The 23,276-nt window shown below is 73.3% G+C and carries 17 protein-coding genes and 1 pseudogene; 10 read left to right on the top strand and 8 right to left on the bottom strand.

All coding sequences use genetic code 11. The features are described 5' to 3' along the window. Positions 1–4 precede the first annotated feature (4 nt). The 5 genes from ACFY0X_RS28390 to ACFY0X_RS28370 all read left to right on the top strand — a co-directional run bounded on the left by ACFY0X_RS28390 (position 5) and on the right by ACFY0X_RS28370 (position 6,012). Complete coding sequence (locus ACFY0X_RS28390) at positions 5–856, top strand: 3-hydroxyacyl-CoA dehydrogenase family protein (protein ID WP_387758735.1); 852 nt, start codon at positions 5–7, stop codon at positions 854–856. A 29-nt stretch (positions 857–885) separates the two neighbouring features. Continuing rightward, positions 886–1,137 carry an acyl carrier protein gene (locus ACFY0X_RS28385; protein WP_387694289.1) on the top strand — a complete coding sequence of 84 codons (252 nt, stop codon included), beginning with the start codon at positions 886–888 and terminating at the stop codon, positions 1,135–1,137. 100 nt (positions 1,138–1,237) lie between these two features. Beyond that, on the top strand, positions 1,238–2,449 hold the full coding sequence (locus ACFY0X_RS28380) for a hypothetical protein (protein WP_387758734.1): 1,212 nt from the start codon (positions 1,238–1,240) through the stop codon (positions 2,447–2,449). Further along, positions 2,446–5,127: a condensation domain-containing protein gene (locus tag ACFY0X_RS28375; RefSeq protein WP_387758732.1), complete on the top strand. Its 2,682-nt coding sequence runs from the start codon at positions 2,446–2,448 to the stop codon at positions 5,125–5,127. The genes ACFY0X_RS28380 and ACFY0X_RS28375 overlap by 4 nt, the downstream gene beginning before the upstream one ends. 288 nt (positions 5,128–5,415) lie before the next feature. After that, positions 5,416–6,012, top strand: coding sequence for a hypothetical protein (locus tag ACFY0X_RS28370; protein ID WP_387758731.1), 597 nt, complete (start codon positions 5,416–5,418; stop codon positions 6,010–6,012). A gap of 105 nt (positions 6,013–6,117) precedes the next feature. Here ACFY0X_RS28370 and ACFY0X_RS28365 read toward each other — a convergent pair whose 3' ends face one another. Both ACFY0X_RS28365 and ACFY0X_RS28360 read right to left on the bottom strand, forming a co-directional pair. Further along, on the bottom strand, positions 6,118–7,197 hold the full coding sequence (locus tag ACFY0X_RS28365) for an inosamine-phosphate amidinotransferase 1 (protein ID WP_387758730.1): 1,080 nt from the start codon (positions 7,195–7,197) through the stop codon (positions 6,118–6,120). 340 nt (positions 7,198–7,537) lie between these two features. Next, positions 7,538–9,334: a hypothetical protein gene (locus tag ACFY0X_RS28360; RefSeq protein WP_387758729.1), complete on the bottom strand. Its 1,797-nt coding sequence runs from the start codon at positions 9,332–9,334 to the stop codon at positions 7,538–7,540. 257 nt (positions 9,335–9,591) lie between these two features. Between ACFY0X_RS28360 and ACFY0X_RS28355 the strand changes: the two genes are divergently transcribed. From ACFY0X_RS28355 to ACFY0X_RS28345, 3 genes are read left to right on the top strand one after another with little or no spacing between them, the layout of a single operon-like run. After that, positions 9,592–10,518: an HpcH/HpaI aldolase/citrate lyase family protein gene (locus ACFY0X_RS28355; RefSeq protein ID WP_387758727.1), complete on the top strand. Its 927-nt coding sequence runs from the start codon at positions 9,592–9,594 to the stop codon at positions 10,516–10,518. Positions 10,519–10,520: 2 nt separating this feature from the next. Further along, entirely contained in the window at positions 10,521–11,756 is a 1,236-nt protein-coding gene (locus ACFY0X_RS28350; RefSeq protein ID WP_387758726.1) for an aminotransferase class I/II-fold pyridoxal phosphate-dependent enzyme, read from the top strand. A gap of 18 nt (positions 11,757–11,774) precedes the next feature. Then, positions 11,775–12,305: a MaoC family dehydratase gene (locus ACFY0X_RS28345; protein ID WP_387758725.1), complete on the top strand. Its 531-nt coding sequence runs from the start codon at positions 11,775–11,777 to the stop codon at positions 12,303–12,305. A gap of 89 nt (positions 12,306–12,394) precedes the next feature. Here the strand turns inward: ACFY0X_RS28345 and ACFY0X_RS28340 are convergent, their stop codons facing one another. After that, entirely contained in the window at positions 12,395–14,740 is a 2,346-nt protein-coding gene (locus tag ACFY0X_RS28340) for a zinc-binding dehydrogenase (RefSeq protein ID WP_387758723.1), read from the bottom strand. Positions 14,741–14,884: 144 nt separating this feature from the next. After that, on the bottom strand, positions 14,885–15,802 hold the full coding sequence (locus tag ACFY0X_RS28335; RefSeq protein WP_387758722.1) for an SMP-30/gluconolactonase/LRE family protein: 918 nt from the start codon (positions 15,800–15,802) through the stop codon (positions 14,885–14,887). A 75-nt stretch (positions 15,803–15,877) separates the two neighbouring features. Here ACFY0X_RS28335 and ACFY0X_RS28330 point away from each other — a divergent pair, with 75 nt between their 5' ends. Continuing rightward, entirely contained in the window at positions 15,878–16,327 is a 450-nt protein-coding gene (locus ACFY0X_RS28330) for an Lrp/AsnC family transcriptional regulator (RefSeq protein WP_387758720.1), read from the top strand. Between the two features lie 88 nt (positions 16,328–16,415). Here ACFY0X_RS28330 and ACFY0X_RS28325 read toward each other — a convergent pair whose 3' ends face one another. Together ACFY0X_RS28325 and ACFY0X_RS28320 are read right to left on the bottom strand one after the other, a co-directional pair. Beyond that, complete coding sequence (locus ACFY0X_RS28325) at positions 16,416–17,516, bottom strand: chitinase (protein WP_387758821.1); 1,101 nt, start codon at positions 17,514–17,516, stop codon at positions 16,416–16,418. Between the two features lie 42 nt (positions 17,517–17,558). Next, positions 17,559–18,173, bottom strand: a pseudogene (locus ACFY0X_RS28320) (carbohydrate binding domain-containing protein); the annotation flags it as partial. A gap of 274 nt (positions 18,174–18,447) precedes the next feature. Between ACFY0X_RS28320 and ACFY0X_RS28315 the strand changes: the two are divergent. Beyond that, entirely contained in the window at positions 18,448–19,746 is a 1,299-nt protein-coding gene (locus ACFY0X_RS28315) for a M20 family metallopeptidase (protein ID WP_387758718.1), read from the top strand. A 122-nt stretch (positions 19,747–19,868) separates the two neighbouring features. Here ACFY0X_RS28315 and ACFY0X_RS28310 read toward each other — a convergent pair whose 3' ends face one another. Beyond that, on the bottom strand, positions 19,869–21,236 hold the full coding sequence (locus tag ACFY0X_RS28310) for a hypothetical protein (RefSeq protein ID WP_387758717.1): 1,368 nt from the start codon (positions 21,234–21,236) through the stop codon (positions 19,869–19,871). Positions 21,237–21,380: 144 nt separating this feature from the next. Next, positions 21,381–23,003 carry a S8 family peptidase gene (locus ACFY0X_RS28305; protein WP_387758715.1) on the bottom strand — a complete coding sequence of 541 codons (1,623 nt, stop codon included), beginning with the start codon at positions 23,001–23,003 and terminating at the stop codon, positions 21,381–21,383. Positions 23,004–23,276: the final 273 nt, after the last annotated feature.

The following is a 23,276-nucleotide window of genomic DNA, read 5'->3' as shown; positions in this document are numbered from 1 at the left end:
CCCCGTGAGCATCCGCACCGTAGGCGTGATCGGCGCCGGCACGATCGGCCGCGGCGTCGCCCAGTCCTTCGCGGAGTCCGGGTTCGAGGTGGTCCTGGTGGACATCTCGCAGGCCCAACTCGACAGCGCGGTGGCCCAGATCCGCCGTGACCTGCTCGTCCAGCCGATGCTGCTCGGCAAGCCGCTGAAGGAGGACGCCGGGACCGTCCTCGCCCGGATCACCACCGGCACCGAGCTCACCGCACTGGCCGACGCGGACTTCGTGGTCGAGAACGTCACCGAGAACTGGGACGTCAAGCGGGCGGTGTACGAGCGGATCGACGCCATCTGCCGCCCCGGCGTGATCTTCGGCGTGAACACCTCGGCCGTGCCGATCACCCGGGTGGGCTCGGTCACCGGGCGCCCGGCCGAGATCCTCGGGCTGCACTTCATGAACCCCGTCCCGATGATGGACACCGTCGAGGTGGTCAGCGGCCACTTCACCAGCGAGGAGACGCTGAACACCGCGCTCGGGCTGCTGTCGGGCATGGGCAAGGAGGGCATCGTCGTCCAGGACGCCCCCGGCTTCGTCACCAACCGGGTCCTCATGGTGACCATCAACGAGGCGATCTTCTGCGTCCAGGACCAGGTCGCCTCGGCCGAGGACGTCGACAAGATGTTCCGCGGCTGCTTCGGCCACAAGATGGGGCCCCTGGAGACCGGCGACCTGATCGGCCTCGACACGATCCTGAACTCGATCACGGTCATGTACGAGAGCTACAAGGACAGCAAGTACCGCCCTGCCCCCCTGCTCCAGAAGATGGTCGACGCAGGGCTCCTGGGCCGCAAGACCGGCCAGGGCTTCTACACCTACTGATCCTCGAACCACCCAAGGAGCAACCTGACATGACGAACGACGACGTGCGCGCCCGGGTCCGCGAGTTCCTCGCCCCGCACCTGGCCGGCCAGCCGCTCGCCGACAACGACGACTTCTTCGCCCTCGGCTACGTCAACTCCCTCTTCGCGATGCAGCTCGCGCTCTTCGTGGAGAAGGAGTTCGCCCTGACCCTCGGCCCGGCGGACATGGACTTCGACAACTTCCGCACGGTCGACGGTCTTGTCCGCCTGGTCACCTCGCGGACGGCTACGGCGGCCTAGACGGCCACGGCGCCCCAGCCCCACCCGCGGACGCGCGGCGGCCAGGCCGCCGCGCGCCGGTCCGTTCGACCGTTCTCCCATCGGCGAGGAAAGAACCACGATGACGCACCCCGACGAGGTCCTCACCCGGATCGACCTTCGCAGCCCTATCCCCGGAGCGCTGGCCGCCGAGATCGAGCGCCGGCTCTTCTTCGTGTCGCCCGAGATCACCGGCTTCGAGGTGCCCGTGGAGGGCGACGAAGTGCGCTCCGTGACACTCCGCTCCGAGCGACCGCTCCCGCACGACGCCCTGACCGAGAAGGTCAACTCCCTGGTGGACAACGACGTCCGGAGGCAATGGGTGACGCCCGCCAAGGCCGTCTGGACCTCGCCGCACCAGCGCACCCCGCACCAGGACGTCTTCGGACTCCTCTCCCAGGCCGGTGCGGTGACGGAGGTCGGTGAGGGTCAGGTCGCCGTCGGCGAGCCGCTGCTCTCCCTCCTCGGCTACTTCGACCGGGCCGTCTGCGACCTCCTGGCCGAGGACCACGAAGTCCGGGAGTACCGTTACCCGACGCTGATCAGAACGAAGGCGCTGGAGACGGCGGGCTACTTCAAGGCCTTCCCGCAGCACCTGATGTTCGTCACCAGGCTGCGCAACGACCTGGACGTCTACCGCGCCTTCCAGGAGCGGCAGGCCGTCACCGGCATCGACTCCGCGGTGCTGGACTCCTGCGGCAACGTCGACTACTGCCTGCCGCCCACGATGTGCTACCACACCTTCAGCCAGTACGGCGGGCGCACCCTGGAGGCGGGCCGGCTCCACGTGGTCACCTCGCGCGGCAAGTCGTTCCGCTTCGAGGCGGCGTACGCGACCAGCCTGGAGCGGCTCTGGGACTTCACCATCCGGGAGATGGTCTTCATGGGCTCCCGGGAGGACGTGCTGGACTCCCGGGAGCGCTTCATGCGGAAGGTCTTCGCCTTCGTCGAGGAGCTCGGCCTGAGCGGCTTCTGCGAGGTGGGCAACGACCCGTTCTTCTGCGGCACGGACACCTCCGAGCGGATCTGGTCCCAGCGGCTGATGGAGCTCAAGTACGAGCTGCGGCTCCACGTCGCGCCCGGGCGGACGATCGCCGTCGGCTCCTTCAACTTCCACGACGACCTGTTCGGCAAGGCCTTCGGCATCGACCACGGTGCGAACGGGCCGACCCGCAGCGGCTGCGTCGGATTCGGCCTGGAGCGGCTCGTCTACGCCTTCCTCTGCCAGTACGGCCTCGACACCGCGGCGTGGCCGGCCCGGGTCCGCACCGCCGTCAACGGGAGCCGACCATGAGCACGAGGACGGGCCGCGCCCCACGAGGCCAGCGGGAGGAGATCCTCTGCGCGGTGTTCGCCCAGGTGCTCGGCCTCGACCGGGTCACCATCGACGACTCCTTCTTCGAGCTGGGCGGCCACTCCCTGCTGGCCACCCGGCTCGCCGGCCGCATCCGGGCCGCCCTGGACGTGGAGGTCCCGGTCCGGACGATCTTCGAGGCCCCGACCGTCGCCCGCCTCGCCGAGCACCTGGAGCAGGGCTCCGGGAGCCGGCGCCCTGCTCTGCGCCCCCGGAGCCGTCCGGCGGAGATCCCGCTCTCGCAGACCCAGCGGCGCCTCTGGTTCCTGAACCGCCTGCACGGCGCGGCCGGGCACTACAACATGCCGATGGCCTACCGGCTGCGCGGCGACCTCGACCTGTCCGCCCTGCGACTCGCCCTCGACGACCTGGTCACCTGGCACGAGAGCCTGCGCACCGCCTACCCCGACTGGGACGGCCGGCCCCAGCAGGTCGTCCTGGACCCGGACGAGGCTCCGGTCGAGCTGCCGGTCGACGACGTCACCGAGGCAGGCCTGCCCGAAGCGCTGAGCGCCGCGGCCGGTTACGCCTTCGACCTCACCGCCGAGACGGCACTACGGGCCCGGCTGTTCCGGCTCTCCGCGGACGAACACGTCCTGCTCCTGACCGTCCATCACATCGCTTGCGACGGGTGGTCGCTGCTCCCCCTGAACCGCGATCTGGCACTCGCCTACGCCGCGCGCCGCCTCGGGCAGGAGCCGGTCCGGCCCGAACTGCCGGTCCAGTACGTCGACTACACGCTCTGGCAGGACGACCTCCTGGGCGCCCCGGAGGACCCCGACAGTCTGGTCAACCGCCAGCTCTCCTTCTGGAAAGGGGAGTTGGCGGGAATGCCGGACCGCCTACGGATCGATGCGGCGGCCCCGCGTCCGGACACCCCCTCGCACCGGGGCGGTCGGGTCCCCTTCCACGTCACGCGGGGGACCCACCGGGCACTGCACCAGCTGGCGCGGGAGACCGGCACCAGCGTCTTCATGGTCGTGCAGGCCGCCCTCGCGGCCCTGCTCACCAGGCGCGGAGCCGGCACCGACATCGCCATCGGCATCCCCACCGCCGGGCGCACCGACGAGGGCCTCGACGACCTGATCGGGTTCTTCGTCAACACGCTGGTGCTGCGCACCAGGACCGACGGCGACCCGACCTTCCGGGAGCTGCTGGTCCGGGTGCGCAGCACGGACCTGGCGGCCTTCGCCCACCAGGAGGTGCCGTTCGACCACGTGGTCCAGGCCGTCAACCCGCCGCGCTCGCCCGCGTGGCACCCGCTCATCCAGGTGATGCTCGCCTTCCAGAACAACGCGAGCGCCGAGCTCCGCCTTCCCGGCCTGGAGGTCCGGACCGAGCCGGTGACGGAGGGGATCACCCGCTTCGACCTCCGCTTCGAGCTGTTCGAGGGCTTCGCCGAACAGCGGAGGCCGGACGGCATCGACGGCAGCCTCACCTACGCCCTCGACCTGTTCGTCCCCGCGCAGGCCGAGCGGCTGGTCCGGGAGTTCACCGAGCTGCTCGACGCCGTGGCCGCCGCTCCGGGTCTGCGGCTGAGCGAACTCGGCGGGGCGGCCGTCCACGAGCCGACCGGCGGCCCGTCCGCCGGGCCGGAGCCCGCCGCCGCGGACGGCACCCGGATCGCCTTCGTCTGCTCCCCCTACGGCCAGCAGTGGGTGGGCATGGGGCGGACTCTGTTCCGCACCGAACCCGCCTTCCGCTCGGCCCTGGAGGAGTGCGACGGCGAGCTGGCCCGGCACACCGGCTGGTCCCTCGTCCACGAGCTCTTCCTCGACGAACCCGAAGCCAGGACGGACGACGTCGGCGTCATGCAACCCGTCGTCTTCGCCGTCCAAGTGGGCATCGCCCGCTGGCTGGAGGAGGCGGGCGTCCGGCCGGCCGCGGTCACGGGCCACAGCGTCGGCGAGATCGCCGCCGGCGTCATCGCCGGCATCCTCGACCTGCCGGACGCGGTCCGGCTCGTCCACCACTACAGCGACCAGCAACGCCGCGTGGCCGGCCCGCACAGCGGCATGGCCGTGGTGGAGCTCTCGGCCGTCGACCTCGCACAGCACCTGCGAGGGCTTGAGGGGAGCGTGTCCGTCGCCGCGCGGAACGGCCCGCGGACCACGGTGCTGGCCGGCGACCGGTCCGCGTTGGAGGCCGTCGTCGCCGGGCTCCAGGCCGCGGACGTGCTGTGCGCGATGGTCCGGGTCGACCTGCCGGCCCACAGCCCGGCGATCGATCCGATCCTGGCGGACCTCGAACGGGCCATCGGTGAGCTCACCCCCAGGCCCGGCCGGATCCCGATGATCTCCTCGGTCACGGGGCGAGCGCTGGACTGGCGGCAGGCCACCGCGGGCTACTTCGCCCGGAACCTGCGGCAGCCCGTCCTGCTGGCCGACTCCACCGCCGAGTTGCTGACGGGCCATGACGTACTGGTCGAGATCAGCGCTCACCCGGTGCTCGCTCCGGCACTGCGGCAGAGCGTCGAGGAGTCCGGCACCGCCGCGACCGTCCTGACCACCATGCGCCGCGGCCCGGACGACCGGACGGGCCTCATCGAGCTGCTCGACGCCCTCGAACAGCTCGGCCTGAAGGCGGACTTCCCGGGCCGGCGGACCCGCTCGCCGTAGACCGGTGGGCGCGAGCCCGTCCGGCGCCGCCGCCCGGGCCTCCGGGGGGCGTACGCCAGTCGCGGCAGGGGCCCGGGGCGGTGGCCGGCGGTCCGGGCGTAGCCCTCGCGGTCGCGCGGCTGGACGGATGTCGGCGGGCGGCCCGACCCGACCGGTTCACGAGCCCGCCGCGATCACCCCGTGCTAGAAACTTCGGGGCCGGTCGCAACCACCGTTGCCGACCGCCCGGCGCCCGTTCCGAAGCGCTTCCGTGCCACGCCCTTCCGACCACCACCCCCGGGGAGAGCCATGCCCATCGCCCGCACCCGTCCCGTCCGCCTGCTCCTCGCCGCACTGTCCGCCCTCGCCCTGCTGCTCTCGGGCGCGGCCGCCGCGACTCCCGCGAGCGCCACCACCACCGGCCTCGACGGCGCCTGGGCCTGCGACGTCCCGGCCGGGTACGTCTACGACCAGGTGGCGATGAACACCGCCTGCAGCGGCGGCGCCAGTTGGAACTCGCCGCAGTTCCACCTGCGGACCCCGTACGACGGCCTGACGGCCTGCAAGAGCGCGCCCGGCTTCGTCTACGACGCCATCACCTGGGGCAGCGCCTGCAGCGAGATGAGCGGCGTGCAGGCCAACCAGTTCCACCTGCGCACGCCGGTCGACGGCCTCACCGCCTGCGTCGGCACCCCGGAGTTCACCTACGACTACATCAGCTGGGGCACCGCCTGCAACATCACCACGGGCAGCGGCCAGTCCAACCAGTTCCACCTCCGCAAGCCGGTCAGCGGCCTGTGGGCCTGTAGCGTCCCCAGGGGCTTCACGTACAGCCAGACCACCCGGAACACCGACTGCAGCACCTACCAGGGCGCCACGGCCACCAAGTTCCTCCTGCTCGGCTGAGCGGTCCGCAGCAAGGGGAGCAGGAAGTCGGTCCGGCCGACTTCCTGCTCCCGTCCGTGCGTCGCGGCGACGCGGTCCGCCGGCCGTGCCACCGGCGCGCCGCGCTCAGGACAGGTAGTCCTCCAGCCCGCCGTCGCGCCGGATGTCCAGGGTGACGCAGTGGAAGCCGCCGCCGAGCACCCGGGAGTGCCGCAGCCGGTGCGGCAGGACGGTGATCCCGGCGTGCTCCAGCACCTTGATCAGGCCCTCCTGGCCGGCCTCGACGATCGCCGTGTCCGGCGAGACCATCAGCAGGTTCATGCTGATCCAGCTCTCGCTGAGCGCGTGCTCCGGAGCGTCGCCCGAGGGCTCGGCCGGCGGGCACCACAGGACGTCCCAGCCCCGCAGCGGCTCCGGGACGGTCTCCGGGCTGATCCGGTCCGGGTTGAGCAGCACCAGGCCCGGCCGCAGCAGCGCGATGGTGCTGTCGATGTGGGTGTAGCCGTAGACGTCGCGCAGCGGGTGCAGCCGCAGGCCGCCGTCGCCGAGCAGGCCGAGGGTCGACTCCAGCCAGCGCAGGCCGAGCTCGTTCCCACTGCGGGAGACCTGGTAGAACACGTCCCGGCCGAGCCGCAGCACGTTGGCGGCGTCGAAGACCGGCTCGGCCTCGCCCAGCAGCGGGAGCCCGTCCGCATCGGACTCGAAGAGCTCGTCGGCCAGTTGCGGCCGGGGTGCGGCCAGCCAGCGCGCGCCGCGGAGCAGGTAGTCCTGGAAGAGGTCGCGCAGTCCGAAGACCTCGAAGTAGCGCTGCCGCATCGGGCTCGCCACCTCGATCAGCGTCTCGCCGACCACCAGGGTCAGGTCCCGCGGGCAGTAGGTGTGGAAGCCGCCGTCGGCCTTCCACAGCGGGGAGGCGAACTCCGCCGTGTGGTCGACGGGTTCGGGCCGGTGGACGGTGACGCCGAGGCCGCGCAGGGTGGCGACCAGCGCGTCCAGGTCCTCCTCGGTCTCCTCCACGACCTGCCGTGAGTACGGGCCGGCCTCGATCGAGGCGAGGTCGGCGGCGCCGGTCTTCGGGAAGCAGGACAGCCAGGCGGACGGCTCGGTCTGCTCGGGCAGCCGGGCGCCGACGGCGGTCCCGACCACGATCTCGCGCAGGGTGGTGAATTCGTCCCAGCTGTGGACCGGACGGGCTGAATCGGACATGACTCTCCCTTGACAAGAGTTCAGGGAAAAACGGAGACAGCACTGCGGCACACGACGGCTCGAACCGCACCGCAGGAATTCGTCGCCGGCCGGCTCGGGCCGACCACGCGTACGGTAAATCACCGGCGGGGCAGCCGAATTCGCCTTTCGAGGGCCGGGATCGACGGTCAAGCTACCCGGACGACCGACGGCCGCGCAAGGACAGCGTTCGACGCCGAACAGGCCCCCGCGACGAGCCGCCGGACGATTCGGGCGTTGTTCAACTCCCTGGCCCACGAGGTCGATCAACGCCCGGGAGGCGATCCGGCAGGCGGCCGGAGGGACGACCCGGGCCGCGTGCTCACCAGCGCCAGGCCCGACGGATCCGGCTCCCGCCCGCCAGCGCCAGCAGCGCCCCGCCCGCCGCGGCGACCCCGGCCACCGCCAGGTTCTGGCGCTGCGCCCGGCGCCGGTCGGCGACGGCCGCCCGGGCCGACGCGGCCAGGAAGGCCCGCTCGACCCCGGCCGCGGCCAGCTCGCCCGCCGCCACCCGCCGCATCAGCTGCTCCAACCGGACGCCCCGGTAGAGCAGTTCCGGATCCTGGTCGGCGTCCGCCCAGCCACGGGCGGCCGAGCTGAGCCGGCGCTGCTCCCCCAGTGCCTCGCCGCCCTCCGCCAGCCATCCGCGCAGCCTGGGCCAGGCCTGCGGCAGCCCGTGGTGGGACAGCTCGACGGTGTCCCGGTCCACCACCACCAGCCGGGCCCGGACCAGCCGTTCCAGCACCTCGGGCACGCCGGGTTCGTCGAACTCGGCCCGGCGGACCGGCCTGCGGGAGCCCTCGTCACCGCCCGGCAGCAGGTCGAGGGCCGGCAGCGGTCCAGCTCCCGGCATCAGCCCGTCGCCCAGGCCCACCGCACCGGCGGCCTCCTCACCGGCGGCGAGCAACTCCCCGCCCAGCCGTAGGAACACCGCCCGCGCCCGGGCCTGGTCGGACGGCTCCAGCCCGTTGTACAGCGACTCCGCCGTCCGGGCCAACGCGCCCTCGAAGCCCCCGGTGGCCTGGAACCCGGCCAGCGTCAGCGCGTTGCCGTTGCGCCTGCGCCAGGTCTCCAGCAGGGCCGTGGACACCAGCGGCAGCGCGCCCGGCTGCTGAGCGGCGGCCGAGATCAGCACGGCCAGCAGGGCGCCCTCGACGGTACAGCCGGACCGTAACGCCGGCTCGGTGATCGCCCGCCGTAACTCGTCCGGCGCCGGGCGCCCCACCGCCAGCACCCCGTGCCGGCCGGCCTCGGCCAGCCCGGGGTGCTCGGCGAACAGCGGCCCGCACTGGTCCGAGCGGAGCACCAGCACCACCCGGCAGCGGGGCGGCGCCGCCACCGGCAGCCCGGTGAGCACCTCCTCCGGACCGCCCTCGGCCGTCGCCACCAGGGCGTCCAGGAACCGCGCCCGCTCGGCGGCGTCCCGGCAGCGGGTGCGCAGCTGCTCGCCCTGGTCCACCACCAGCACCGGGTCGCCAGCCGCCGCGCCGGACGCGCCGCGCGCCGCGTCGCCGGTCCGCTGCCCGAGCCGGGCCAGCGCGAGCGCGTACGCCTCCATCGGCCGCTCGCCGGGGGTCAGCAGCGCCACCGGGACACCGGCTCCGGCTCCGGCCCGGCCGGCCGGAGCACCGCCGAGCCGCGCCAGCAGACCGGCCCTGACCAGCGAGGACTTGCCCGCCCCGGACGGCCCGGAGAGGACCACCAGCCGCCGCTCGGCCAGCAGGGCGACCAGCCGCTCCAGCAGCACCTCGCGGCCGAAGAAGCGCTCGGCGTCGACCGCCTCGAACGCCGCCGCCCCCGGATAGGGAGCCCGTCCGACGTCCTGGGCGCGCCGGCGGGCGGCGGTGTCGGCGGCCAGTTCGGCGGCGAGCAGCTGCCACCGGTGCCGCCACTCCCGCACGTCCCCGCCGCAGGCCTGCACGTAGCCCAGGGTGACGGCGAGGCTGGGCAGCCGCCGGCCGCCCGCGGCGACCGACAGGCTGGCCGCTGAACAATGCGCCCGGAGGGCGAGTTGACGGTACGGCGGACTTCCCGCGCGCGCCCGCAGGGCCCGTAGATCACCCGCGAAGCGCAGCAGCGGCCCGTCCCCGGGATCCAGCGGACTCTCCCGACGCGGCACGACGGCCCCCCTCTGTTGAATCGACGTTCTGAATCACCGTTCTCGAACCCGTGGGGTTCCCGCACGTCACACGCGCCGCGCGTGCCCCGTGTCGATCCCCCCCGTTGATTCATCATGCACAGCACCATTGGCGTCAAACAATGGTGCGTGCGGGTCGGTTGTTCCGAGTTGATGTTCAATGTCCAGCCGCACGGCGCCGAACAAAGCCGGTGGGATAGAACCGGAACCCGCAGCCCTCGCTGACTTCGGAGATATCCATGAGGTTCACGCGGTACTGCCGTTCCCTCCTGTCCACACCCGCGATGGCGGTGGAGCGGTACACCAAGAGCCACCAGTCCGGGGCCGACATCGCCATGGTCGATCTGGAGGATTCGGTCCCACCCACCCGGAAGGAGGAGGCCCGTCGGCTCGCCGAGGAGTTCTTCGCCCTCCCGTCCACCAAGCTCGCGCGCAGCGCGGTGCGCATCAACACCCTGTCCGGGCCGGACGGTCTGCGCGACCTGATCGCCATCGCCCGGTACCGGGTCAAGCCGGACCTGGTGCTGATCCCGATGGCGGAGTCCCCCCGGGACGTCGAAATCGCCGCCGGCGCGCTCGCCGCCGACTGCCCGGAGACGGAGTTCCTGGCCGTCGTGGAGACCCCGCTGGGCATCGAGCACGCGCCCGCCATCGCGGCCGCCGGGCACCGGCTGCGCGGGCTGGTCTTCGGCTCGGCGGACTACGCCTTCGCGGTCGGCGCCCGGCTCTCCTGGGAGGCCCTGGCCCACGCCCGCGCCCGGGTGGTCAACAGCGCCCGCGCCGCGGGGGTGGAGGCGATGGACGCACCGTTCTTCGAGGTCACCGACCTCACCGGGCTGCGCCGGGAGGCCGGGCTCGCCCGGGACTTCGGGTTCAGCGGCAAGATCGCCGTCCACCCGCGCCAACTGCCGTTGATCAACGAGATGTTCAGCCCCGACGAGGCCCTGCTGGAGCGCGCCCGCCGGGTGGTCGCGGCGGGCCTGGAGACCGGCCGCTCGGTCACCGTGGTGGACGGGGTGATGGTCGGCATGCCGTTCTTCGAGGCCTCGCAGCGGCTGATCGAGCAGTTCGACCCGCCCCGGCCCGACGTCCCGGCCCGGCCCCTCGGTTCGCACCACCCCCAGGGCGACTCGCCCACCGACATCCCGACCATGACGGAGAAGTGACGATGACCGAAGAAACCGTCCTCGGCCCGCGCCGGTACCGCAACGCCGAGGCCATGCTGGCCGCCGCCGACCCGGTCTGGCAGGCCGCCGCCGCCCACGGCCTGATCGGCATCACGGCGGACTCGGAGTCCAACAACCGGCTGACCGTCCGCGAGACCGGCCACGAGTTCGCCAACATGGTCTCCTGCTCGTACCTGGGCCTGAACAACCACCCCGCGGTCCTGGCCGGCGCGGTGGAGGCGCTGACCGAGGCCCGCGGCACCTCGCTGGTCCTCTCCACCACCCGGATCCGGCACAGCCTGCTGGTGCGGCTGGAGGAGGAGCTCGGCGAGCTGTTCGGCGCCCACATCCTGCCGGGGGCGTCCTGTACCACGCTCACCGCCGGCATCCTGCCGCTGATCGCCTCCGGCCACCTGGACGGCACCTGTCAGGGCGGCGGCGGCCCCCGGGTGATGGTCTTCGACCGCTTCTGCCACTTCTGCATGGCGTACATGAAGCCGGTCTGCGGGGACGAGTCGCTGGTGCTGACCTGTCCGCACAACGACCTGAACTACCTGGAGGACGTCTGCCGCAAGTACCCGCGGGTCGCCTACGTCGCCGACGGCGCCTACTCGATGGGCGGCACCGCGGCCCTCGACGGACTGCTCGAACTCCAGGACCGCTACGGGCTGTTCCTCTACATCGACGACTCCCACTCGCTGTCCATCGCGGGCGAGCGCGGCGAGGGCTACGTCCGCTCCCGGCTGGAGATGAACCCGCTGACGGTGATCACCGCGAGCCTCGGCAAGGCCTTCGGCACCAGCGGCGGCGTCGCGATGCTCGGCAACCGCGAGCAGTTCGAGTTCCTGCACCGGCACGCCGGCCCGATCGGCTGGTCGCAGAACATCCCGCTGCCGATGGTCGGCGCCTCGCTGGCCAGCGCCGCCATCCACCGCTCCCCCGAACTGGGCGAGCTGCAGGCGAAGCTGGCCCGCAACATCGAGCTCTTCGACGAGCTGCTGCCGACCACCTTCGCGGGCAACGGCCTGCCGGTGCGCCGGGTCGACGTCGGGGAGGGCGAGCGGGCGGTCAAGCTGTCCGCCCAGCTCTTCGAGCGCGGCTTCTACAGCTCCGCGGTGTTCTTCCCGATCGTGCCCAAGGGCGAGGCCGGGCTCCGGCTGATGCTTCGCGCCGACATGGACGAACGGCTGATCCGCGAGTTCGCCGGCCACGTCAAGGAACTCACCGCCGACCTCTAGGACCTGGGAGCAGCCGCGATGGACACCACCGAACCCGCCGGCTACCGGCGGATCGGCGAGCGCCGCTACCGCGAGGTGGTCGGGCGCTACTACGAGGAGTTCGAGGTCGGCGAGGTGGTCGAGCACCGCCCCGGACGGACCGTCACCGAGCTCGACAACGTGCTGATGAGCATGCTGAGCATGAACGACGCCCCCCTGCACATCGACGCCGCCTACAGCGCGCACACCCCCTGGGGCAAGCCGATCGTCTCCAGCCTGGTGACGCTCAGCATCGTCGGCGGGATGACCGCCCGCTCGACGAGCGGGCGCACCATCGCCAACCTGGGCTGGGAGAACATCCGGATGACCCACCCGGTCTTCGCCGGCGACACCCTCTACGCGGAGACCGAGACCCTCGCCAAGCGGCTGTCCGGGAGCCGCCCCGGGCAGGGCATCGTGCGCTGCCGCACCACCGGGACGAAGTCCACCGGCGAGGCCGTGGTGGTGTTCGAGCGCAGCTTCCTGGTGCCGCTGCGCGGGCACGGCCTGGACGAGGTCGCCGGGTACTGACGCACCGCCGGGCCCGACGGTCTGCGCCGTCGGGCCCGGCGCGCGCCTGAGGGAGGGCGGCCGGTCGGCCGCCCTCCCTCAGGCGTCGCTCACGCCTCCCGGTGGACGTCCACCAGCACCTTGCCCACGGTCTGCCGGGCGGCCATCGCCCGGTGCGCCGCGGCCACCCCGGACAGCGGTACGGTCCGGTCGATCCGCGCCACCACCCGGCCCTCGACGGCCAGCCGGAACAGGTGGTCCGCGATGCCCTCGAACAGTGCCCGGTCGGTCAGGACGTGCTTGAGCCAGAAGCCCTGCGCCCCCGCCGAGCCCTCGGTCAGCTCGGTCATCGTGAAGGTGTCCACCACGCCCTCCCGCGCCCCGACCGACACCAGCCGCCCGAACGGGGCCAGCCCGGCCAGCCCGGCGCGCAGCACCGGGCCGCCGACCGAGTCGAGGAACAGGTCCACCCCGCCCGACTCCGCGAGCCGCCCGGCCAGCTCGGGGTCCTCGGGGTCGAGCACGAGGTCGGCGCCGAGCGAGCGGAGGAACTCCCGCTTCTCCGGGGTGGAGGCCAGGGCGACCACCCGGCCCGCGCCCAGCGCCCTGGCCAACTGCACCGCCAGGTGGCCGACCCCGCCCGCCGCAGCGGTCACCGCGACGGTCTCGCCCGCCCGCAGCCGCCCCGCCAGGGTCAGCGCGCCGTAGGCCGTCGCCCCCTGCTCCAGCAGCGCGAGCGCCTGCGCGTCGTCCACCCCGTCCGGCACCTCCACCGTGTGCGCCGCCTCGGGCGCGGCCACCTCGGCGTACCCGCCGCCGGTGCGCAGCAGCGCGACGACCCGCTTCCCGTCCGCGCGGCGGCGCCCCACCACGTCGACGCCGAGCACCGCCGGCAGCGGGAGCTGCAGGTACTCGCCGGCGCGGATCTCCAGGTCGGCGTAGTTGAGCCCGGCCAGGGTGACGTCGACCAGCACCCGGCCCGGGGCGGCCACCGGCTGGGGCACCGTCGCGATGCGCAGCTCCTCCGGCCCGCCGTAGCGGTGGATCACCAGGGCGCGCATCCGGCTCCCGGCGGCCGCGGCGGCCCCCTCGTCCACTGCCTCGTCCGCCGCCTCGTCCGCCTCCGGTTCCGTCCCGGCGAACAGCGCGAGCAGCGCGGCCTCCAGGGCCCGGGCGGCCTCCGGGCTCTCGGCGACCGCGCAGTACATCACCGAGCCGTCGGCGGGCCCGAAGTCGCTGCTGAACAGCACGCCGGTGCCGGTCCGCGGGTCGAAGGCCAGCCCGGCCGCGCCGACCGCCGCCAGGGCCTCGGCGAAGGAGGGCACCCGGAGGCCGCCGAGCTCCAGCAGGAAGCGCGAGCCGCGGTGCTCCTCGCGCAGCAGGCGCCCGAGGTAGACGTCGTGCAGATGGCTGGAGCCGGTGAGCCGGGCGTTGGTCTCGTGGAAGTAGATCTCGCCCTTGGGGGTGAGCACGGCGTCCGCGCTGACCGTGCCCCGGTAGCCGATCGCCCGCAGCGCCTCGCACAACCGGGCGCCCTGCCGGACGAGTTCGGCCGTGACGTCGGCGTCCGGGGTGACCGGCGGGGTGATCTCCCCGGCCACCACCGGCCGCATGAGCATCTCCCCGCAGCCGGCCGGCACCACGGCCGCGTCGTCCAGGAGGAACTGGGCGTACAGCGGCGCGGAGTCGGCGAAGTACCGCTCCACCACGACCCGTTGGCCGCGCCCGCCGGTGAGCCAGGTCCACCGCTCGGCCACGTACGCGGCCACCGCGGCCCGGTCCGGCAGCGGCACCACCCGCTCGGCGCCGACCGCCTCCACCCGCTCGTCCCGGGCCAGGATCTCGTTGCCCAGGCCGCCGGCCTGGTACTCGACCTTCACCATCACGCTGTGCCCCTGCGCCAGCAGGTGTTCGACGGCGGCCTCGACCTCGGCGGGCGAGCCGGCCACCGTACCGGGCGGGATCGGCACCCCGGCACCGGCGGCCAGCGCCCGGAACCCGGCCTTGCTGTTCACCAGGGCGTTGCCGCCCTGCGCCGCGAAGGGCAGGCCGGGCATGGCGTGCGCCAGGCCGAGGGCGGCCGCGAGTTCGGCCACCGCGGCGTTCGGCGAGATGGCCAGCACCTCGGCGACGGAGCGCCCCGCCAGGACGCGGCGCAGCTCCGCGCGGAAGCCCGGGTCGGCCAGGCGGTCGGCGGTGAGCACCTGGTCGCCCCGCTCGCCCGGCGGCGGCACCACGAAGGTCAGGCTGTCGGCCCGCGCGCCGGTCAGCCCGGTGACGTACGCCAGGTACTCCGGGTCGGGGCTCCCGGGCAGCACCAGGACGTCGCCGTCCCGGGCCCACCAGAGCATCCGCTGCGCCCCGCATCCGGCGAGCAGCTGCTCCGACGGCGTCATCCCGGTGAGGTCCCCGACCATCTCCTCGGTGCGGTTGTTCGCGATGCAGAGCGTCGTCATCTGGTGAAATCCCCACGGCCGGTGTCCGACGCGCGACACGGGTGTGGCGCGCGCTACTGGTGTAGCGCACCGGGGTTGTTCTGGTTCGGCCCTCGGTCATTGAACAAAACGCCGAACAACCGAGGGCCCCGGCACCGGACAGGCCTAGCGAAACGAGACCCGGTGGGTACCCGTCACGGACACCACCAGGGAGTAGAGCGAGGTGGTGGCGGTGATGAACAGCCGGTTGTTCTTCGGACCGCCGAAGGTGAGGTTGGAGACGGGCTCGGGGACGAGGAGGCGGCCGATGAGGGTGCCGTCCGGGGCGTAGCAGTGGACGCCGTCGCCGAAGGCCGCCGCCCAGAGCCGCCCGTCGCGGTCGAAGCGGATGTTGTCGAAGCGGCAGCCGACGCCCTTGACGAAGATCCGGTCGCCGGTGAGGGTGCCGTCCTCCTCGATGTCGAAGAGCCGGATGTGCCCGGCCCGGCTGTCGTTGACGTAGAGCCGCCGCTCGTCGAGCGAGAGGACCAGCCCGTTGGGGCCGTCGAAGCCGTCGGCGGCGAGCTGGACCTCGCCGCTCTGCGGGTCGATCCGGTAGAGGTTGCGGGCGCCGATCTCGGACTCGGCCTGGTGGCCCTCGTAGTCGGAGGTGATGCCGAAGTCCGGGTCGGAGAACCAGATCGCGCCGTCCGAGCGGACCACCGCGTCGTTGGGCGAGTTGAGCCGCTTGCCCCGGTAGCGCTCGGCGAGGACGGTGATCCGGCCGTCGTGCTCGGTGCGGGTGACCCGGCGGTTGCCCTGCTCGCAGCTGATCAGCCGGCCCTCGCGGTCGAGGGTGTTGCCGTTGGGGTGCCCGGCCGGTGAGCGGAAGACGCCGACCGTGCCGGTGGCCTCGTCCCAGCGCAGCAGCCGGTCGTTGGGGATGTCGCTCCAGACCACCTGGCGCCAGGCGGGCAGGTAGACCGGGCCCTCGGCCCACCGGCAGTCGCCGTACAGCTTCTCCAGCCGGATGTCGCCGTTGGCGCAGCGGCGGAACCGGTCGTCCAGTACCTCGTACAGCTCGAACTCGATGGAGCCAGACATCGTTCACCCCGTATCGACTTGTGCCGGATGCCTTCCGGCCAGTCGGAGTATGACAGAACGCGGTAGGGTCCCACCATGACTTCCGATCACCTCGACGACACCGACCGCGCGTTGCTCGCCCTGCTGCAGGACGACGCCGGGCAGCCGTACGCGGCGCTGGGCAGGGCCGTGGGGCTCTCCACGGCGGCGGCGCACGAGCGGGTGCGCAAGCTGCGCGAGCGCGGGGTGGTCCGCCGCACCACGGTGGAGGTCGACCCGAAGAGCCTCGGGCTCGGGGTGCTCTCCTTCGTGATGGTGGATTCCACGGCCTGGATGGGCGAATCGGCGCAGGCGTTCACCGCGATACCCGAGATCGAGGAGGCCCACATCATCGCGGGCAGCGCCTCGGTGCTGGTCAAGGTGCGGACGGCGACCACCGAACAGCTCCAGGACGTCCTGCGGCGGCTCTACGCGATCGACGGCGTGAGCGGCACCCAGGCGACCGTCGTCCTGGAGACCTTCTTCGAGCGCCCGCCCGCGCCCTGAACACGAACCCGCGCCCCGGCTGCGGCCGGGGCGCGGGAGGCGTGTCAGCGGTGGCTCGGCGGTCGGGCGGGGTACGGCCCGCGGGACCTCAACGGCCCTGGAGGCGCCTGACGTTGTCGCCGAAGCTCCAGCCCTTCGAGCCGTCCCAGTTGATCGACCAGGTCATGAGCCCCTTCAGCGAGCCGCTGAAGGCGTTCCACGACTGGCCGACCAGGCCCGGGTCCATGTAGCCGCCGCCCGCGCCGGGCTGGGCCGGCAGGCCGGGCACCTGCTTGTCGTAGGGCACCCTGATCGTGGTGCCCTGGATGGTCAGGCCGTTGTTCAGGCAGGTGGTCTGCGCGGTGAAGCCCTGGACGGTGCCCGCCTGGTAGGAGTCGCCGGAGCAGCCGTACATGCTGCCGTTGTAGTACTGCATGTTCAGCCACCACAGCTGCCCGTTGTCGGCGTACTTCTTGACGATCGGCAGGTAGGCGCCCCAGATCGAGCCGTAGTTGACGCTGCCGCCGGTGACGTACGCGGTCTCGGGGGCCATCGTCAGGCCGAAGCCCGCGGGCATCTGGGCGAGCACGCCGTCGATGATGCGGATCAGGTTGGCCTGGGAGGCGGAGAGCGTGTTGATGTTGCCGCTTCCGGACAGGCCGGTCTCGATGTCGATGTCGATCCCGTCGAAGTTGTACTTCTTGAGGATCGGGACGACGGTCGCCACGAACCGGTCGGCGACGGTGCTGGAGCTCAGGTCGATGCCCGCGGCGGCGCCGCCGATCGACATCAGGATCGTCGCCCCAGCCGCCTTGGCCTGGCACATCTCGGCGGGGGTCGAGACCTTGACGTTGGTGTCCATGCCGTCCTGCCACAGGACCGTGCCGTCCGAGAGGATCACCGGGAAGGCGGCGTTGATGACGTTGTAGCCGTGCGCGGCCATCCGGCTGTCCGTGATGGGGACCCAGCCCATGCCGGGGTGGACGCCGTTCAGGGCGCCGTCCCAGTTCTCCCAGTAGCCCTGCAGGACCTTGCCCGACGGCTTGGGCTTCGTGGGGCAGGTCTCGTTCGGCGGCGTCGTCGTGGTCGGCGTCGTGGTCGGCGTGGCGGTCGTCGTCGGCGTCGCCGTGGTGGTCGGCGTGGCGGTGGTGGTCGGCGTCGCCGTGGCGGTCGGCGAGGGGCTGCTGCCACCGGGGCCGGCGAGCGACACGTCGTCGGCGAAGAACGCGGGCTGCCCGTACCAGCCGTGCAGGTAGACCGTCACCGAGGTGGTGTTCGCCCCGGTGGTGAAGCCGACGCTGAGCTGGCCGTACGACGCGCTACTCGCCGTCCAGGTCGAGGCGTTGGTGACACCGGTACCGGTGGCGCCCAGGTAGACGTAGCTGCCCTGGACGTAGGCGCTCAGCGTGTACTGGGAGTTGGGCTGCACGCTGACGGTCTGGGTGCACTGGGCGGTGTCCTGGCCGGTCGGCGTGGCCTTGAGCGCCGAGGCCCCGGAGTGGACCGGGCTGCCGACGACCGCGCCGGAGCCACCGGTGCAGCTCCAGCCGGAGAGCCCGTTCTCGAAGCCCGGGTTGGCCACCAGGTTGGGGGTGGCGGCCCCGGCCGTGACGGTCCCGGCCACGGCGATGCCGGCCCCGACGACAGCGGCGGCGCTCACCCCGGCGAGGAAGCGCCGCAGGACGGCCGGTCCGGGCGCAGCGGGACCTGTCCGGTTCACCGGCGCTGTGCGCCGCACGGCCGCCCGCCGCAGGCCGGGGGCCGGGAGCGGCCCGCCGCCGGCCCGGTCGCCGTCGAGGCAGCCGGGGTCCGGGCTGGGGCGGAACCCGCCCGACGGGCGTGGAGTGCGCGACCTCCGACGGAACATGCTGTGCTCCCTTTCCGCCGAGCGTCATGGACATGACTGACGCGTGGGGGCGTGACGCCCGGCTCTGGGTGAAGTGGGGGAAACAGGTGGGGCTGTGCCGGTCCGGATCGTAGGAGGGGCGGCAAGGCGCGTCAATAGGTCTGGACCATTTGAGGTCTGGACCAATCCGGAGGGTGCCCCGCGCCCCCGCGCGCCGAGCCGCGTTCAGCGGTGCCGGGGGCGCCGGCCTCGGTTAGCGTCGAGTCGACCGCCCACCCCTCGCCGGAGGCCGCAGATGCCCGCCCCGATCCACGCCGTCCACGCCGAGCTCGACCGCCGCGCCGCCCGGGGAGCCGCCCAGGTGGTGGCCTGGCGGCGGCACCTGCACCAGCACCCGGAGCTCTCCAACCGTGAGAGCCGCACCGCCGACCTCGTCGCCGAGCACCTGCGCTCCCTGGACCTGGACGAGGTGCGCACCGGCATCGCCGGTCACGGCGTCGTCGGCGTCCTGCGCGGCGGAGCGCCCGGGGAGCGCGTCGTGGCGCTGCGCGCCGACACCGACGCGCTGCCGGTCCAGGACCTCTGCGGGGAGCCCTTCGCCTCCGCCCTGGTGGACGCGGACTACCCCGGCGGCCCGTTCCCGGTCTCGCACGCCTGCGGCCACGACGCCCACACGGCGATGCTGCTCGGCGCCGCCACCGTACTGGCCGGGGTCCGCGCACAGCTGCCGGGCACGGTGCTGTTCGTCTTCCAGCCCGCCGAGGAGGGGCCGCCGGTGGACGAGCCGGGCGGGGCACGGGAGATGCTGCGCCAGGGCGTGTTCGCCGACCCGGCTCCCACCATGGTCTTCGGCCTACACGTCGTCCCGCTGCCCAAGGGCTACGTGGGCTACCGGGAGGGCAACCAGTTCGGCGCCTCCTGCCTCCTCAGGATCGTCATCAGCGGCCGACAGGTCCACGGTTCCACCCCGTGGGAGGGCGTCGACCCGATGCCGGCCGCGGGCGCGGTGCTCACCGGCATCGGCCAGCTCTACCGGCAGGTCCCGGCCGTCGACCCGGTCACCGTCACCATCGGCCATGTCGAGGACGTCGGCCGCTTCAACATCATCGGCGAGACCGTCACCCTGTGGGGCACCATCCGCTGCTCGGTCGAGGCCGACATGGCCGATCTGCAGAAGCGGCTGACGACCCTCGCCGAGAACACCGCCGCCGCCTACCACTGCACCGCCACCGCCGACTACCTCCAGGAGGTGCCCGCCGTGCACAACCGCAAGGAGTGGCTCGACGCCGCGCTGCCCACCTTCCGCCGCGTCGTCGGCCCGGACCGCGTCGTACCGACCCCTCCCACGCTCGGCTACGACGACGTCTCCGAGTTCGTCAACGCCTACGGCGGCCTCTACGTCCTCCTCGGCGTCCAGGACCTGGAGTTCACCGCCGACGGCGGGCTCCGGCCCACCCCCGGCGGCCGCGGCACGGCCTTCAACCACAACCCCGGCTTCTACGCCGACGACGACACCCTGGTCACCGGCGTCCGGCTGCACGCCCACGTCGCCCTGGACCACCTCACCGGCGCCCTCGCCCCCGCATCCGGCTGAACCGGCCCGGCCGGCCCCGATCAGTGACCCGGACGATCCTCGGCTACCTGCGACGGCGCGCCCTCGGCGGGTAGCCGCGCCTCACCCCCCGCCGCCTCGCTCCCCCGCCGCCACGGCCCCTGCTACCCGCCCGCCGTCGCGGCGGCCACCGCGAGCGCGGCCACCTGGGGCTTGCAGATGTCGGAGTGCGCCCCCGCGAACGGCTGGCCCTTCACGTCGTTGATGACGGCGGCGGCGTTCACCCGGTAGAAGGTCCCGGGCGCGAAGCCGTAGTCGCCGCCGCCGTCGGCCGGCATCAGCCGGTCCTCGGCCGGCGCCACGGCCTGGTACCCGTCCGCGCCCATGCCGCCCCAGCGCCCGGCGACGTCGGCCTCGGAGTCCTGACGGGCGAGGAAGGAGGCCTTCGGGTACCAGACGCCGACCGCCCAGTCGTGGACGGTGTGGGTGGCGACGAGCGGGCCGTGCACCCGGTCCGCGACGGTGTTCAGGGCGCCCGCGCTGCCGAAGGGGTTGTCCTGGGCGCGGGCGAAGGACCAGTGCGAGAACGCGCCCTGGATCAGCAGCAGCGAGGCCACCGGGCTGTCGGCGGCCGCGCCGACGCCGGCCAGGGCGAAGGAGACCAGCCGGGCGCCGAAGCTGTGGCCGACCAGGTGCACCCGCAGGCCGGGCGAACGGCCGTGCAGGCCGGCGAGCAGCGGCCCGAGGCCGCCCCGGCCGATGTCCCCGGCCCGGGCCTTCATGATCGAGTACGAGAGCACCCGCAGCGCGTCCTTCGCCCCGTTCACGGCGTTGCGGAACCAGTCGCCGACGCCCTGGGTGGAGGAGCCGGGCGGCGCGCTGCCGAAGGCCTCGGCGGCGGCCTGGTACGCCGTCCTCGGATCGGCGTCCAGCAGCAGCGCGGTCTCGCCCGAGTCCTCGAACTCGCCGTGCGGCGCGGGCGGCGGCACCAGGGACCGGACCAACTCGTGGATCCGCGCCAGGCGTTGCTCCTTGGCCGGGTCGCTCTCCCCGGTACCGGCCGCCGCCTCCCCCTCGTCGATGAGCCGGCCGATCTCCGCCACCGTCCGCCGCTGCTCCGGGTCGGCGAAGCCCTCGGCCAGCGACAGCGCGATGTCCGTCCCGGAGACGGCGGCCGTTCCGGCGTCGGGGCCCGCCACGGCGCCGCCCCCGGCCTGGGGCGCGGCGACCGCCGTCGGCGGGGTCGCCGGGGTGGGCGGGAACCAGAGCGAGGGCCAGTAGACGCCCGCGAACCCCACCGTGCCGAGGCTCGCGGCGCCGCTTCCGGCCTCCCGGATCAGCGGGAACATCGTGTCGTAGAGCTCGCGGGCCTGCTGGGCGGAGTTGCCCCACCCGTGGCTGAACACGAACAGGTCCGTCAGCCCCTCGGCCGTCACCTCGTCGAGGAAGTCGCCCGCCGCCGGTGCGGTCAGCTTCCCCTTCTCGTCGAAGGTGAGGTCCCACACGGGCTCGTCGGTCGGCAGTCGCCTCATCGATCGTGACCTTTCGGATGGCTTTCCGGGTGGCCGTTCATCCGTCCGTCCTTCCGTTCGTCCGTCCTTCCGTTCGTCCGTCCTTCCGTTCGTCCGCCTGTCGATTGGTCCGCTCATCTGCCCGCCTGCTCGGACGTCCGGTCGTCAGACGTTCGCCAGCATCCGCATCAGGTCCACCAGGCCCGCCCCCTGGGCGTACCGCTCCCGGCCGAGGTCGGTGGCGGAGGCGGTGAGCAGGCCCTTGACCTGCCGCGGCCGGCCGATGAACTCCGGGCGGGCGGACAGGAAGGCCGCGATCACCCCGGAGACGTGCGGCGCCGCCATCGAGGTGCCCGACTGCTCGGCGTACGTCAGCAGGCTCTCCGGAACCGGGTCCGCCGGCGCAGGGGTCAGCCCGGCGGTGGCCCGGACGTCGCCGGTGGCGGCCGAGGCGATCCACTCGCCGGGCGCCACGACATCGGGTTTCATCCGCCCGTCGAGCGTCGGCCCCTTGCCCGAGGTCCAGGTGACGCCGAACGCGTGCGGCGCCTCCCGGTGGGTGGAGCCGACCGCGATGCAGTCCTCGGCGTGGGCCGGCTCGGTGATCGACCCCATCACCGCCGAGGTGTTGGCGGCCTCCCGCCGGGCACCGTAGTTGCCGGTGGAGACCACCACGACCACGCCGGAGGCGACCACCTGGCCCAGGGCCTGGCACAGCGGGGACTGGCCCGCGGCGTACTGGTCCGGCCGCCACTCGCAGCCGAGGCTCATGTTGACGCCGTGCACGCGCAGCACCGCCGGGTCCACGTTGACCTCGGTCCGAAGGTAGGTCAGCGCGCGGATGACCGCGCTGGAGGAGGTGACGAAGGTGCCCTGGCGGCTGCGCCTCATCACCTTGATGCTGACCAGTTCACAGGCCGGCGCCATCCCGGACAGCCGGTCCGCGCCGGCCCGCGCCACGTATCCGCTGTCCCGGGGCTCGTCCGGCGTGGCCACCCGCGGCGTCATGCCGTCCGGGGTGCAGCCCGCGATGATCCCGGCGACGTGGGTGCCGTGCCCGCTGTCGTCCACCAGCGGCGACGCGGGGTTGCGCGGCGACGCCGGGTCGTCGTCCGCCGCCCCGCCGGCCGGCCGCGCCGCGGGGTCGTCCGGGTTCACCAGGAAGCTGAAGTCGCGGTGCAGCCGACTGGTCCGCCCGTGCGGCAGGTCCTCGCCCCGCCCCTCGGCCGCGAGCTCCAGCCGGGAGAAGTGCGGGTGGGTCGCGTCGATGCCGCTGTCGATGACCGCCCACACGATCCCGCTGCCGCGCGCGTCGTAGGCGCGCCAGGCGGCGTTGGCCTTCACGGTGGGCGCCGAGCGGTCGATCTGCGGATACAGCGGGTAGTCCGGCCAGACCCGGAAGATGACCGGCGGCCGCCCGGTCAGGATCGCGGTCTGCCGGTCGTCCTCCACCAGCTCGCCGAGGTCCGCACGGGAGAGGACCGTCTGGTACAGCTTCGGTGCGACCAGGGCGAGCCCCTGCGGCACCTCGGGCTGCACATGGCTCCCCGAGCTGACCTCCTCGGGCCACCACCCGTGGGACCGTCCCGCGTAGTGCCCCCAGAGCGCGTAGAACTCGTCCCGGACCACCTGCAGCCCGCCGGGGTAGCGCAGGTTCAGCTCGATCAGCATCGGCACCTGCTGCTCCGCGTCGTCCTGCCCCGCCGCCCGGAACGCGATCCCGGGCGGGGCCAGGTTGAGGTCGCCCACGATCGGCGACCGGAAGGGGCTCTCGGGCTCGTACGCCATGACCGTTCCCATCTCCCCCGGCGGCGGGCGGGGGCCGACCCCCGGTCGGCACGACCGCTCCCACCTGCGAGTGTCGGCCGCTCCCCCACCCGCTGCAACTCGCCGCGGACGGGGCCGGGGGGGGGGGGGCGGGGGGGGGGGGGGGGGGGGGGGGGGGGGGGGGGGCGCGGGGGGGGGGGGGGGGGGGGGTGGGGGGGGGGGGGGGGGGTGACGTAGGCGACGAGGGTGGGGCCGGTGGGGCCGTCGGTGCGGGTGATGACGACGGCGTTGCGG

The sequence above is a fragment of the Kitasatospora sp. NPDC001547 genome (genome assembly GCF_042894165.1).
Lineage (GTDB): Bacteria > Actinomycetota > Actinomycetes > Streptomycetales > Streptomycetaceae > Kitasatospora.
This window is presented reverse-complemented; position numbering and strand designations above follow the sequence as displayed.

Coding starts and splice junctions, on each gene's coding strand:
- ACFY0X_RS28385 (WP_387694289.1), top strand. CDS start 886: ATGACGAACGACGACGTGCGCGCCCGGGTCCGCGAGTTCCTCGCCCCG.
- ACFY0X_RS28380 (WP_387758734.1), top strand. CDS start 1,238: ATGACGCACCCCGACGAGGTCCTCACCCGGATCGACCTTCGCAGCCCT.
- ACFY0X_RS28375 (WP_387758732.1), top strand. CDS start 2,446: ATGAGCACGAGGACGGGCCGCGCCCCACGAGGCCAGCGGGAGGAGATC.
- ACFY0X_RS28370 (WP_387758731.1), top strand. CDS start 5,416: ATGCCCATCGCCCGCACCCGTCCCGTCCGCCTGCTCCTCGCCGCACTG.
- ACFY0X_RS28365 (WP_387758730.1), bottom strand. CDS start 7,197: ATGTCCGATTCAGCCCGTCCGGTCCACAGCTGGGACGAATTCACCACC.
- ACFY0X_RS28355 (WP_387758727.1), top strand. CDS start 9,592: ATGAGGTTCACGCGGTACTGCCGTTCCCTCCTGTCCACACCCGCGATG.
- ACFY0X_RS28350 (WP_387758726.1), top strand. CDS start 10,521: ATGACCGAAGAAACCGTCCTCGGCCCGCGCCGGTACCGCAACGCCGAG.
- ACFY0X_RS28345 (WP_387758725.1), top strand. CDS start 11,775: ATGGACACCACCGAACCCGCCGGCTACCGGCGGATCGGCGAGCGCCGC.
- ACFY0X_RS28340 (WP_387758723.1), bottom strand. CDS start 14,740: ATGACGACGCTCTGCATCGCGAACAACCGCACCGAGGAGATGGTCGGG.
- ACFY0X_RS28335 (WP_387758722.1), bottom strand. CDS start 15,802: ATGTCTGGCTCCATCGAGTTCGAGCTGTACGAGGTACTGGACGACCGG.
- ACFY0X_RS28330 (WP_387758720.1), top strand. CDS start 15,878: ATGACTTCCGATCACCTCGACGACACCGACCGCGCGTTGCTCGCCCTG.
- ACFY0X_RS28315 (WP_387758718.1), top strand. CDS start 18,448: ATGCCCGCCCCGATCCACGCCGTCCACGCCGAGCTCGACCGCCGCGCC.
- ACFY0X_RS28310 (WP_387758717.1), bottom strand. CDS start 21,236: ATGAGGCGACTGCCGACCGACGAGCCCGTGTGGGACCTCACCTTCGAC.
- ACFY0X_RS28305 (WP_387758715.1), bottom strand. CDS start 23,003: ATGGCGTACGAGCCCGAGAGCCCCTTCCGGTCGCCGATCGTGGGCGAC.